An 11,647-nucleotide genomic window follows, 5' to 3' on the forward strand; every position below is an offset into this window, starting at 1 on the left:
ATCCTTGTTACTATCAATAATAGATTTTTTATTTAGAAACCATCGGGGCAATACCAGCCTGATCTAAAATTTCAGGGATTAGGTCTTCTCGTTTCACGGCCATCATATGCACCCCTTGACAGAGTTGTTGAGCGAGTTTAACTTGTTCGGCCGCAATTTTTACCCCTTCTTTTAAAGGTTCTTTGGCTTCGGCTAACCGCTTAATAATACTTTCAGGAATTTGTACGCCGGGTACATTTTTGTTAATAAATTGAGCATTTTTGGCGGACTTCAACAAGAAAATTCCGGCTAAAATGGGTTTATCGGTATTGGCTGCCATTTGGTGCATAAATTTATCTAATTTATCAAAATCAGTGATTAATTGACTTTGGAAAAATTGCGCCCCGGCGGCCACTTTGCGCTCAAATCTTCGTTGTAACCCTGACCAACTGCCACATTGAGGATCAACCGCAGCCCCTGGAAACAGATCTAAGGGTTCGTCAGAAAGGGCTTGATCGTTAAAATCCAGACCGCGATTGAGTTTATCAATCATTTGTAGTAATCTAACAGATTCTAGCTCGAATACCGCTTTTGCTTTTTTGTGATCCCCTGCTTTCACGGGATCGCCAGTTAAAGCTAAAATGTTGCGTAATCCTAAGGCATAAGCCCCCATTAAGTCCCCTTGTAGGGCGATGACATTGCGATCGCGACAGGTCATTTGACAAATGGGTTCAATTCCATATTGTAATAATAAGGCAGAAGCAGCGATGGAAGACATTCGCAACACAGCGCGACTACCATCGGTAATATTCACCCCATGAACCCTACCTTTGAGTTGTTTGGCCATCTCTAACATTCGGGCCGGGTTTCCCCCTTTTGGGGGTGTGACTTCTGCGGTGATCAAAAATTCTTTATTTTGAGCAGCTTGACGAAATTGGTTAATCATAGTTTCGGTGTGTTTTAATCTTTTAAATAGGAGTCAGTTTATCAGTCACCAGTGACCAGTTATCAGGTTATTAAGGGTAAATATCCTAAAGCATCTTTGACGCGGGTTAGGGTTTCATTGGCGACGGTTTCGGCTTTTTCTTTTCCGTCTCGTAACACAGAGTCTAAGTAATTTTTATCTTCCATAATCTCCTGATATTTTTCTTGAATCGGTTTTAAAGCTTCAATGGTTGTTTCAGTCAATAATGGTTTAAATTGTCCCCATCCCATGTCTTGGCATTCTGTAGCGACTTCTTCTTTACTTTTTCGCGATAATAAACTATATAAACCCAGTAAATTGTTACATTCAGGCCGTTCTTTATTATCAAATTCTAACCCTTTAATCGGATCAGTTTTGCATTTTTTAATCTTCTTTTTGATAAGATCAGGGGGGTCAAGTAAGTTAATGCGACTGAGATCAGAGGGATCTGATTTTGACATTTTACGGGTTCCATCGCTTAAACTCATTACCCTGGCCCCTTCAGTGCGAATTAAGGGTTCTGGTAATTTTAAAACTGGGTTTTTTTTGCTTCCAAATTGATCGTTAACTCGGATCGCAATATCTCTGGTTAATTCTAAATGTTGTTTTTGATCCTCACCCACAGGGACTTTATCGGCATTATATAATAAAATATCAGCAGCCATTAAGACGGGATAATCTAATAAGCCAACGCTGACATTTTCCCCTTGTTTGACAGCTTTTTCTTTAAACTGAATCATTCTTTCTAACCAGTTTAAAGGGGTGATACAATTGAGAAGCCAAGCCAGTTCACTGTGGGCGGTGACATGGGACTGAACAAAGATAGTTGCATGGTCTAAATCAATGCCACAGGCTAAATACAGGGCCGCTATGGTATAAGTATCCTGAGCTAAGGTTTTGGGGTTATGAGGCACGGTTATGGCGTGCAAGTCCACGACACAGAAGAAGTTATCATAGTTATCTTGTATGTCTACCCAGGTACGGATCGCCCCTAAATAGTTGCCTAAGTGAAGGTTTCCTGTGGGTTGTACCCCTGATAATACCCTTTGTTTACCCATTCTAAATACTATTTTACTTTTTACTCAATGTTATTATTTCTTTACAATTATGCCTGATTATGGAACGTCTGTAAAAAGATTGATCAGATAAATTGTGTAGAGCCATAATATATTATGTTCCTGTAGCCCTATCCTTTGTGTCGAGAAACATGAATAAAGACTTAAATTATTATCATCTTATTCATCAAGAAATTGCTTCTTTGCTTCTATATCAATCTATTTTTGACGATGAAATTGGACAGGCTTTTTTAGAGGTTTTAAATTTAATTGATATTCGCAATCAACAATTAATTGATATTAATTGCCTTAAGGCTTATAGTCAATGGTTTAAAAATTTAGCGTCTCAAGGTATTAGTTGGCAAGATTATCTAATTGGAAGAATTCTAGTTGATGATAATCCCTTTAGTCAACAAGTTCAGTCTGATCAGTTAGAAGATTTACCGAAACCATTAATTGAAGCAGTCGAACACGATTTAAGTATTTTAAATACTTTATATAATCTTCCCCTTGAAGCCATTAGTCAATGGGTAAAAGAAGCCGCTAATCTTCCTTTTTCTCCGTTTATTGGGGAATTTGAAAATAAAGATCATACCTTTCTTCATCAACAGGATAATTGGGAAACTTGCTTACAAGAATTAGCTGATCATTATCGTCAATATGGGACAGGCATTTTTGCTCAATACAAAGCCCTAAAATGGCATAATAATCAATTGGTTGGTATTAGTGAAGCTGATCCAATCACTTTAACTGAAATTGTTGGTTATGAGTCTCAAAAAGAAACATTAATTAAGAATACAGAAATTTTATTATCGGGTTATAATGCCCTTAATGTTTTATTATACGGTAGTCGCGGATCGGGTAAATCTTCTCTGGTGAAAGGGTTATTAAATGAATACCATAGTCAAGGTTTAAGATTAGTTGAGATTAATAAATCTCAGTTATCAAGTTTACCCATGATTGTCGATCAATTGAGAAATATTCCTCAAAAATTTATTATATTTGTCGATGATTTATCTTTTGAAGAAGACAACGACGCTTTTAAATCACTGAAAGTCGTTTTAGAAGGCAATGTAACTGCAAAAGCAAAAAATGTGGTCGTTTATGCGACTTCTAATAGAAGACATTTAATTAGGGAATATTTCGACGATCGCCCCCGTCCAAAAGATGCCGATGAAGTGCATCATTGGGACACCGTACAAGAAAAATTATCCTTTAGCGATCGCTTTGGTTTAACCCTCACTTTTGAACCAGCAAACCAAGAGACTTATCTTAATATTGTGCATCATTTAGCCTCACAAATTAAGCTAGAAATTGATCAAGACGAGTTAGAATTTAAAGCCAAACAATGGGCAACTCAACATAATGGACGGTCAGGAAGAACTGCCAAACAATTTATTGATTTTTTAGAGGGAGAATTAGGATTGATTGAACTACCCCAAGTTTAAAACTTGGGGTAGTTCAAAGCTATCAACACTTTCGCTACACGATCTTTATGTTGGTCGGCATTCCCCCCGCGCACTCAACCGTACGGGAATTCCTGCCGACATTCGGTTGAATATTTTTTAATTTTGATCGTCAGAAAGACTTCTATCAACAACATCGGGATAAACTTCTACCCATTCTTTTATCGCTTGAACTGATTCTTTACCAATCTCTTTAGCTCTTTCTAAGGGTTCATCTTGAGTTTCCTCGGCTTTTTGTTGCCACTCATCCATTGTCGTTGGTCTTTCAGAATTACTTTCAAATACTTTACTATTGATAGTATCGGCACTATTTGCACCATTAGTAGCGTAACTACTAGCACCACTGGTTAATAAAAAGACTCCTAGTAACAGAGATGTTAAAAAACTTTTGACTTGAATATTTTTTAAAAAAGAATTAAAACGAATAATTGCCTGAGAAATTAAATGTATCATAATGATTTTTGGGTGAATAACCATGGGTTGCTGTCATTGGAAATAACGCTAAAATTATGTGGTAAATTATTAGATTATTTCCTTACAATTCTAGACTAACTAAATAATCCTTTTAAATTCCTCGAACCAAAGTTATATTTAATGCAATAAACTTAGTTAAATAAATCTTTCAAAAGAGGTATGAGTATTACTATCATTGGATAGGGTGAACCCATCTTCTTGACGGGGTGACAAGAGTTGGACAAAGCTCACTGTCAGGGCTTTAGAAATCAGGGATCTCAAAAAGATGATACTGTTGGCGACAGGGCAAACGCATCTCAAATGGGTTCCGTTGCAAAATTTTTTTAGGAGTAAAATTATCCTATGCTTTTGTAACTTTTTAAGCAGCAATTCCAATTTATTAGATGATTATCATAATGATAATTTATTCAGTTGTATTCAGTGTATAAAAAAAAAGCATCCCTAATTATTGTTGAAAATTACGAATAAAAGACTCTTGTTTTAAGTAAACAAATCTAGGCGTTAAAGGAGGTAAGTTATCTGCATCATTAAAATCGAGGTCATAGTCCCAATTACGATTAGGCGCATTATATTCTTGATTTAACCATCTTCCGCGAACATGAGTAGGAGTTCCTAAACTAACAAAAGAACCGCGATAGGTCAAAGTTTGCCCGGCCCAATTCTCCGAAAATCGAGGATAGTTTTCCAAACCGCCATTATATCCAGAAGTTAAGCTGGAATTAGTAATATCAGTTCCCCCCAAAAAGGCAGTATTAATAGTCGTTTCTATTCCATTTTTCTTATCTCCATCAATATCACAGTTGCTATCGGAGTTTTTATTAATCGCCTTGTTAGCATTTAAACAAGCATTGGACAAAACATTGATAGAATCGGCCAAAATAGCAGCCGGTTGTTTGTTGAGGCTGTTATAATCTCCTTGTAAATATATAGCTTGATCGCTGGCAAACGTCACACCCAGAGGATCATTAATTGAATCACTTCCTGCTAAGCTCATCAATTGTTTGCCTTGAGTAATGGCAAAACCGTAAGGACTGGTGTTTCCATCAGCATCAGGATAGTCACTACTATCAATGGTTCCATAAATAACTAAACCGCCATCACTTGAATCACTCGCAGCTAACCCTAAATTTTGAAAGGAACCTTCAGGAGCATCGCTGTCAGGACTTGCTGTACTAAACAGTCTATGCTCTGCCGAAAATCCTTGATTACTATTATTATTGATGGGTATCCCACCATTAAATTGAACATAGCGACCGACTTTATTCCAAATAGCTAAACTTTTAAAATTGATTTGCAACAGGCGCATATCCCGACCCTCACGATCATTATAGAAACGGTGAAGAGAATAATCGGAAGAATTATCTCGTCCAATATCTTGTAAAACCGCACTCACAAAACAACGACTATCTAATGCTGCAATTTCAAGGGGTGAGAGATGACTAAGACTAGCTGGCAAAGAATACAGAGACAGAGAAAATTTTGAGTTGATTAAATTCAGTAGGGATGTTCTCACATCAGACAAAGCAGAATTGTTAAGGGGGATAGACAGCAATGAATAGGGAATGGCAATGGGTTGAGAAACGATCGCAAGATATAAAAGTTCTGGCAGTAGTTGCGTTTGAGTTAATGTGAGACCAGCAACGGTAGGTACTGAAATTTTAGGGGTGCAAACTTTAAAATCGGCATCGCTAATGTCAGCTAACTCTCGACTGACCAAAATAGGTTGGCGTAAACTGCGTAACTCTCCTTCTGTTAAGGAAACAGTGTTACCAGAGGTTTGATCAATGGCAGTGACTTCAAAAGGAATCGTTATTAAATCAGGGATAAAATTTGAAGTGCTAACGGGTTTATAATGAAAACGCAAATCCGCTTTCGTATTGTATTCCCCAGTCTTATCAAGAAAACTCGGAGGCGGTAAAGAAATGGACTCCAAACCCAATTGAACTTGAGTTCCCCAGGCCGTCCCTACCCGAATAGGGTCCATAGGGTTTCGGGTTTGGCTAGTGCTTCCTGTTCCGTTAAACAACAAATTCAAAAAATTTGTCCCGGCCGCGTTAATAATTCTGACTCTTCCATCAGGATAAGTCGAATTATTATTCTTCCGTTTATTATAGAGATCCCCAGAAAGGGTAACTTGACCATCAATATTGAGTCCATTATTGTTATTGGCACCGAGATAAAGATCCCCATTGGTATGAACTGGCCCACTTAGATTCATCGTTGGACCCGGAAGAATCTCCAAATCATTGGCATAAAAAGCAGCAAACTGAAACATCGGCACTAGACGACTTTTGATGTCTAGTTGTAGAATTGCCGTTACCTCAGAAGGAGGGGCATTTTTATGTTTAGCAATAGAGTAAATCGAATAAGTATATTCGAGCATATTGAGATTTTGGTAAGGTTCTCCTCTCGGAATTACCCCAGTTTTTGGCTGTCCACCATTTCGCTCAACGGCATAAGTGGCCGCAATATGACCTTCTTTATTATCGGAAGCGGGAACGAACTCATATTGTTTACACTGATAATCCCCTGTTCCGTCATTAGTAGAATCAGAGTCTAGACAAGCAGCCACAGAGGAGGGACTTGATCCTGAAGGTCGATTAAAGTCAACGAAAGTTTGCCTAATTTCTTCTGCTCTACGATTCAGTCCGGCTTCAGCCCCATAAAATCCACTGTTAATGTCCGATGCACTTCTAGTAGTGATCCGTTCAACTTTGTTGACAACCGCATAGGCTACTAACAGCGAATGAAGTGCTAAACCTAAACCAAGCACTAAAATAAACAAATATCCTTTATCTTTATTTAAAGACTGTTGGGATAGGCTTTTCAGAAAAAAAATTAAATGTTTATTGGTTTGAGATAGCTTATTCATTATAGGAGTACCTTAATAATTCAAAATATTTCGTGGAAAAACTTTTTGAGATTGTTCTGTTTCCACAGCAGATAAAGGATTAGAAATCAGAACTTTAGGCTTAATTTCAATAAATCTAATTTGCGACCAAACATAAGGATTAGGCAGTGTTGCATCGCAAGAAGTGGAATCTTCAGGGGGAATAATGGTGCAAGTATATCTCTGTGAAGAATCTGTAGATAAATCTTGTTGAATATGAGTAATAATTTCAAAACTCTCTAGATTACCTACAATACTAGAGGTTTGGCTCTCATCATCATCAATAACTAGCTCCAGATTATTATTTCGTAATCGATAACGACGTTCCTCGATCAGATAAATTCGACTAGAGCCATTCGCTTCGTAGGTATTTGCCCAGGTATGACTATGGGTAGTGATAGAGGCTGATGCGACAACGTCTGGAGCGGGAGTAATACTAGAACCATCTGTAGCAAATGTTTCTTCCCCGTTATAGTCAAAGAATTCTCCATTTCCCGTTCCATCGTAAATAAAAGCACGAATGGTTGCCCCATTGGAGACACGATACTCTCTCCAACTCTCTAAATTATCAGGCCAACCATTATTATCATCGTCAATCACATCACAACCAGCAATAGAACCAGTCTCATCTACCACCACCACTGCATCAGAGGTTCCCGATACAACCTGACGACAGACTGGAAGACTCCCAGTTAATAAGCTGCGCCGAATAGCAATTTCTGAATTGCCTGAGTTTTCACTAATCACAAGACTAGGGAAATTCGGATCTTCAGCAAAGCCTTCTCCTGCTTGCCGAATATCGGAGCCAACGACTTCAAAAACACTCCGAAGGGTTTGATTAATATCGTTACTTTGTTGATCTTGAAGATATATTTGTCGAGACCAAGAAAAACCCATAAAACCAAGGCTAATAATAACCGATGAGATTAGAGTTCCTATCAGTAGTTCCCCAAGGGTGACTCCTTTCTGACCACAGAATCTTAGTTTAAATAAATAGATTCCTATATAAAAAGGTTGAGTTGAGGTTTTTCTACTGGATTTATCTAAGTCGAGTAAATGCCGTTTGAACTGTATAGATTTCTTTTCCATTTTTTTTGATTTTCAAAAGAACGTGACGCAAATTTCTCTCGATGTCGACGGTCGTTTCACAAGTTACCGATTCGTCTTCATTGATGATGGGTTCTTGTGTACAGATATATTGTTTTAAATCATAAGAATAACCTAAATTATCTTCTTGGCTTGTTGATTCTCCCAAGGGAAGATTGAGAATTCTTTGTCGTCTCAAATCATCTAAATTTTCTTTTGATAAAGCGATAGCTCCTGTTAAAATTTTTTGGTTGAGTTTTTGCTCTTTTTCAGCAAAAAATATCGGTATCATGACAGATAAAATCGTCGTAACTATGACCAATGAAATCACATTTTCCAGTAACCCGACCCCTAAGTCTTGATTTTTTTTAGGTAGAATTAGTTTTAAAATGCTCATCATCAACCACCTGTTATATCTAAATAAATTAACTGTTTATTAGTTTTAAGTTCCATTTAATCAAGGTATTCAACGTTAACCGCACCTCCTCTAAAAATAGTAATTTTGCTTTGAGTTTCATTAAAAGTATTGGTTAAGGTTAAAGTTAAATTACGATTGACGACTCCTGAAGCATCATAAAGATTGGCATGACCTCGACTATCAAAACATAAAGTCCAATCGGTAGGATTACCGTTTATGGTGAGTTCTTCTGGCAAAGTTAGCTCTTCTTCTGTGAAATTCATATCGTTCAACCAGTTATTAATGAGTTCAACGGTTGCATTTTCTTCTTGAGAAGTTCCCAATGATTCTCCTAGGGTTATGGTTGAGGAATTGGTGGCGATAATTTCATTATTCTCCCTATCATTACCGACAATAATACTATCTCCCACCACTAACCCTTCTGTTGATGCTACCGTTAATTCTTGATCGGTTGATGTTGCATCAGTGGTCAATTTTGTTGAACTTTCACAACCTCTTGTTCTGGCGATTTCAACTTTAAATTTATGAGTCGAAACGAGAGGATCGGGTTTAATTCGATAAGCTGAGGTAGTGGAAATAGCACGCATTCGGATTAAATTTAATACCGCAACGGTTTGGTTTGTCCCATTGGCTAGAGGATTTTCAACCCAACTTTTGATAGGACCTGCGATAATAGCAAGTATTCCAATGATGGAGACTGTTGCTAAGGTTTCTAATAATGTATATCCTCTATTTTCTTGTTCTAATTTTAATAGTTGTAAGCATTTTTGTTTCACGATTTTCTAATTGATTTAAAATAAATTAATCTAACACTAAGTATATCTATCAGAGTATTGGATTTATTACATTTCTTCGATGATCTCGATCACAATAACAGAGTGATGAAAACAAGGATGGTTTCCTTAAACTTACTTAGCCAACTGTTAGTATTACTCAAAGAAGCGATCGCTTCTTTTATTCGTAATGAAACCGTTTATTATATAATGATGATAATACCCAACTTTACGCACTCAAATCAGTCAAGAAATACGAGTTTTTACTTATTTTATTAATTATGTTAACCCAAAAGACTCAAATTAGTATCTTAAAAACTGCTACAAAAAATGCTTGGATCGACCAAGCCATTAATAATTTAGATACGATTTTATTAGATCATTCCCATTGTGAAAGAAAAGCAGCCAGTGTCGCTTTAAATTTAATGTTTCGTTATTCTTCTAATACAATATTAGTCAGGAAATTAACAGCGATCGCCCAAGAAGAATTAGAACATTTTGACCAAGTTAATCAATGGTTAGAAAAGAAAAATATTCCCCTAGGTCCGTTATCTTCTCCTCCCTATGGAGCAAAATTAAAAGCAGAAATTAGTACCCAAGAACCCCAAAGATGTCTAGATTCTTTACTGGTTGCAGCCTTAATAGAAGCGAGATCCCACGAAAGATTAGGACTATTAGGAAAACATTGCCCCGATGAAAACTTAGCTAAATTTTACCGTAGTTTAATGGCATCAGAAGCCAGACATTATGGTATTTATTGGGTATTAGCCGACACTTATTTTGAGAGAGAAAAGGTACAAAAAAGACTAGAAGAATTATCAATTATAGAAAGCGAAATTTTAGCCATATTACACCCCGAACCCAGAATACATAGTTAGTTATATTTCTGAGGTAAGGGTTAATTCTTGCAAGTTTTATTATTCTTTATATCTGAGAATTACGTCCAAATTTAATAAGTTTGGATTACTATAATTTTAAAGGTCACTGGGTGTTTCAGGAGCAATTTCTACCCCTTGCTTTTCTCTTTCTTTTTCTTTTTCTTTTTGCTTTAAAGCATCAAATGTTGCTATATTTACACCAATAGATTCATAAGCTTTTTTTAACTCTTTTTCAAATTTCTCAATATTTCCACCATAACCGGATCTTTCTGCTACGGTTGCTATATCTTTTCCTATATTAGCTCTTACACAGTCGATTAATTCGTTTTCATGGAGAGGTGTTGAAGCTGCCATAAATATTTCCTCACTTAATGACTAATATTAATAATATAAATCAAATTTCCAAAAATTTAATCTATCTAAAAGCATAATTAGCAATAGAATAAAACCGACAAGTCCCATTAATTTAATATGTCTTTGGATAGATGTATTTACTTCACTCTTTAGTTTAGATTTTTAGTTAACTAGCTTTATAAAAACCGACTAATCACACAAAACAGAATCATTGCTGTTACCAAACCCGAATTTTGCTTTAATATTCGGGTTAAATACTTATTAATAGACAATATAAAAATGAATGCTTTTTTATCTGTTGAGGGTAAGAAATATCGTATTTTTGAGCCGAAATGGAAAGAAGTTATTTTGCTGTGGATAGGAAGAAATCACATATTACAAGAAGAAAAAGAAAAGTTTGTTAAAGCTTTAGTTAAGTTTAAAGATGGGTGTAATGATTTTTATCAGTTTAAAGATTGTTCTTTAGGAGATGAAATAGTAACACAGATTATAGATTGGGGTAAAGGGAGTAATCGGGAAAAACATTTAGATCCTATGAGGAACACAGCTGGTGAAATCTGACTAGAAACTGATCCTCAAAGAGCGATCGCAAGTTTAATCGAGTTAATGGATTCTCCTGCAGATGAAACCACTCGCATCAGTCCTGCAGATAGTCTAAAAAAGATAGGAAAAGAAAACAAGGGGTTAGTCATCAATGCTTTAATGGATTTAATCAACTCTCCAAAAAATCAATCCACATTTCGTGCAGTAGAAATTTTAGGAGAGATAGGACAAGGAAATGACCTCGACTTCGCTCGGTGTTAGCTCTGAGGGGAGTCAAAGAGCTAATCATGTACGCAATTAAGAGAGAATTAAAGCTGAATAACAAAGAAAAGAGCTTTTTTGCTGGCTGTGCTGGCTTTTCTCGCTTTGTATACAATCATGGCTTATCTTTACTCAAATCCACCTGGGATATTCCCGAAATTTCTGGCAGTGACTCAAAACGGTTAGATGCTATCAAGAAAGTCTTTACAAACATTACTAAAAAGCAAACAGAATATTTATGGACAAATAAATATTCATCTCGCATTTATCAGAATGCTTTTAGGGACTTGAAAAAAGCATTTTCCCGTTGGAGAGAGCCTAAAATAAAAGCAGACTTACCTCGTTTTAAAAAGAAGAAAGATCACTGTAGTTTTACAGTAGATAGTTCTAACGGTAAGGTATTAGTCAAGGAGGGAAAAAAGATAAAAATTCCTACTTTGGGAACATTCAGATTAAAAGAGGCTATCCCTTATAACTGTGTTTCTCAAACCTTTACTATATCGAGG

13 protein-coding genes are annotated in these 11,647 nt (G+C 36.4%); 5 read left to right on the forward strand and 8 right to left on the reverse strand.

Annotated features, from left to right (window positions below):
* Positions 1-28 precede the first annotated feature (28 nt).
* Positions 29-925, reverse strand: coding sequence for a methylenetetrahydrofolate reductase (locus C4E06_RS25255; RefSeq protein WP_107671116.1), 897 nt, complete (start codon positions 923-925; stop codon positions 29-31).
* Between the two features lie 62 nt (positions 926-987).
* On the reverse strand, positions 988-2,001 hold the full coding sequence (gene trpS / locus C4E06_RS25260) for a tryptophan--tRNA ligase (protein ID WP_107671117.1): 1,014 nt from the start codon (positions 1,999-2,001) through the stop codon (positions 988-990).
* Positions 2,002-2,150: 149 nt separating this feature from the next.
* Between trpS and C4E06_RS25265 the strand changes: the two genes are divergently transcribed.
* Positions 2,151-3,446, forward strand: a complete 1,296-nt coding sequence (locus C4E06_RS25265; RefSeq protein WP_107671118.1) for an ATP-binding protein — start codon at positions 2,151-2,153, stop codon at positions 3,444-3,446.
* A gap of 117 nt (positions 3,447-3,563) precedes the next feature.
* Here C4E06_RS25265 and C4E06_RS25270 read toward each other — a convergent pair whose 3' ends face one another.
* The 5 genes from C4E06_RS25270 to C4E06_RS25290 all read right to left on the reverse strand — a co-directional run bounded on the left by C4E06_RS25270 (position 3,564) and on the right by C4E06_RS25290 (position 9,108).
* Complete coding sequence (locus tag C4E06_RS25270; protein ID WP_107671128.1) at positions 3,564-3,917, reverse strand: hypothetical protein; 354 nt, start codon at positions 3,915-3,917, stop codon at positions 3,564-3,566.
* A gap of 466 nt (positions 3,918-4,383) precedes the next feature.
* Complete coding sequence (locus tag C4E06_RS25275) at positions 4,384-6,810, reverse strand: hypothetical protein (protein ID WP_107671119.1); 2,427 nt, start codon at positions 6,808-6,810, stop codon at positions 4,384-4,386.
* A 12-nt stretch (positions 6,811-6,822) separates the two neighbouring features.
* Positions 6,823-7,917: a PilW family protein gene (locus C4E06_RS25280; protein WP_107671120.1), complete on the reverse strand. Its 1,095-nt coding sequence runs from the start codon at positions 7,915-7,917 to the stop codon at positions 6,823-6,825.
* Positions 7,868-8,314: a hypothetical protein gene (locus C4E06_RS25285; protein ID WP_107671121.1), complete on the reverse strand. Its 447-nt coding sequence runs from the start codon at positions 8,312-8,314 to the stop codon at positions 7,868-7,870. Before C4E06_RS25285 ends, C4E06_RS25280 begins: the two co-directional genes overlap by 50 nt.
* Before the next feature lie 53 nt (positions 8,315-8,367).
* Positions 8,368-9,108, reverse strand: a complete 741-nt coding sequence (locus C4E06_RS25290) for a prepilin-type N-terminal cleavage/methylation domain-containing protein (RefSeq protein WP_107671122.1) — start codon at positions 9,106-9,108, stop codon at positions 8,368-8,370.
* Positions 9,109-9,386: 278 nt separating this feature from the next.
* Here C4E06_RS25290 and C4E06_RS25295 point away from each other — a divergent pair, with 278 nt between their 5' ends.
* Positions 9,387-9,983: a tRNA-(ms[2]io[6]A)-hydroxylase gene (locus tag C4E06_RS25295; protein WP_107671123.1), complete on the forward strand. Its 597-nt coding sequence runs from the start codon at positions 9,387-9,389 to the stop codon at positions 9,981-9,983.
* 96 nt (positions 9,984-10,079) lie between these two features.
* On the opposite strand, the gene C4E06_RS25300 is transcribed toward C4E06_RS25295, so the two are convergent.
* Positions 10,080-10,337, reverse strand: coding sequence for a hypothetical protein (locus tag C4E06_RS25300; protein WP_107671124.1), 258 nt, complete (start codon positions 10,335-10,337; stop codon positions 10,080-10,082).
* Positions 10,338-10,616: 279 nt separating this feature from the next.
* Here C4E06_RS25300 and C4E06_RS25305 point away from each other — a divergent pair, with 279 nt between their 5' ends.
* The 3 genes from C4E06_RS25305 to C4E06_RS25315 form a co-directional block, all read left to right on the forward strand.
* A complete protein-coding gene (locus C4E06_RS25305; RefSeq protein WP_107671125.1) occupies positions 10,617-10,898 on the forward strand; it encodes a hypothetical protein in 282 nt (93 codons plus the stop codon).
* 45 nt (positions 10,899-10,943) lie between these two features.
* The gene (locus tag C4E06_RS25310) at positions 10,944-11,141 is read left to right on the forward strand and encodes a hypothetical protein (protein WP_107671126.1); all 198 of its coding nucleotides are present in this window, start codon (positions 10,944-10,946) and stop codon (positions 11,139-11,141) included.
* Positions 11,142-11,167: 26 nt separating this feature from the next.
* On the forward strand, positions 11,168-11,647 hold a 480-nt coding region (locus tag C4E06_RS25315), incomplete at its 3' end, for a helix-turn-helix domain-containing protein (RefSeq protein ID WP_157951249.1).

This window comes from Cyanothece sp. BG0011 (assembly GCF_003013815.1).
Lineage (GTDB): Bacteria > Cyanobacteriota > Cyanobacteriia > Cyanobacteriales > Microcystaceae > Crocosphaera.

What these genes read in the sequence shown, in the direction of transcription:
- trpS (WP_107671117.1), bottom strand. Translation starts at nt 2,001, where the DNA reads ATGGGTAAACAAAGGGTATTATCAGGGGTACAACCCACAGGAAACCTT.
- C4E06_RS25310 (WP_107671126.1), top strand. Translation starts at nt 10,944, where the DNA reads ATGGATTCTCCTGCAGATGAAACCACTCGCATCAGTCCTGCAGATAGT.
- C4E06_RS25300 (WP_107671124.1), bottom strand. Translation starts at nt 10,337, where the DNA reads ATGGCAGCTTCAACACCTCTCCATGAAAACGAATTAATCGACTGTGTA.
- C4E06_RS25270 (WP_107671128.1), bottom strand. Translation starts at nt 3,917, where the DNA reads ATGATACATTTAATTTCTCAGGCAATTATTCGTTTTAATTCTTTTTTA.
- C4E06_RS25305 (WP_107671125.1), top strand. Translation starts at nt 10,617, where the DNA reads ATGAATGCTTTTTTATCTGTTGAGGGTAAGAAATATCGTATTTTTGAG.
- C4E06_RS25295 (WP_107671123.1), top strand. Translation starts at nt 9,387, where the DNA reads ATGTTAACCCAAAAGACTCAAATTAGTATCTTAAAAACTGCTACAAAA.
- C4E06_RS25265 (WP_107671118.1), top strand. Translation starts at nt 2,151, where the DNA reads ATGAATAAAGACTTAAATTATTATCATCTTATTCATCAAGAAATTGCT.
- C4E06_RS25275 (WP_107671119.1), bottom strand. Translation starts at nt 6,810, where the DNA reads ATGAATAAGCTATCTCAAACCAATAAACATTTAATTTTTTTTCTGAAA.
- C4E06_RS25285 (WP_107671121.1), bottom strand. Translation starts at nt 8,314, where the DNA reads ATGATGAGCATTTTAAAACTAATTCTACCTAAAAAAAATCAAGACTTA.
- C4E06_RS25255 (WP_107671116.1), bottom strand. Translation starts at nt 925, where the DNA reads ATGATTAACCAATTTCGTCAAGCTGCTCAAAATAAAGAATTTTTGATC.
- C4E06_RS25280 (WP_107671120.1), bottom strand. Translation starts at nt 7,917, where the DNA reads ATGGAAAAGAAATCTATACAGTTCAAACGGCATTTACTCGACTTAGAT.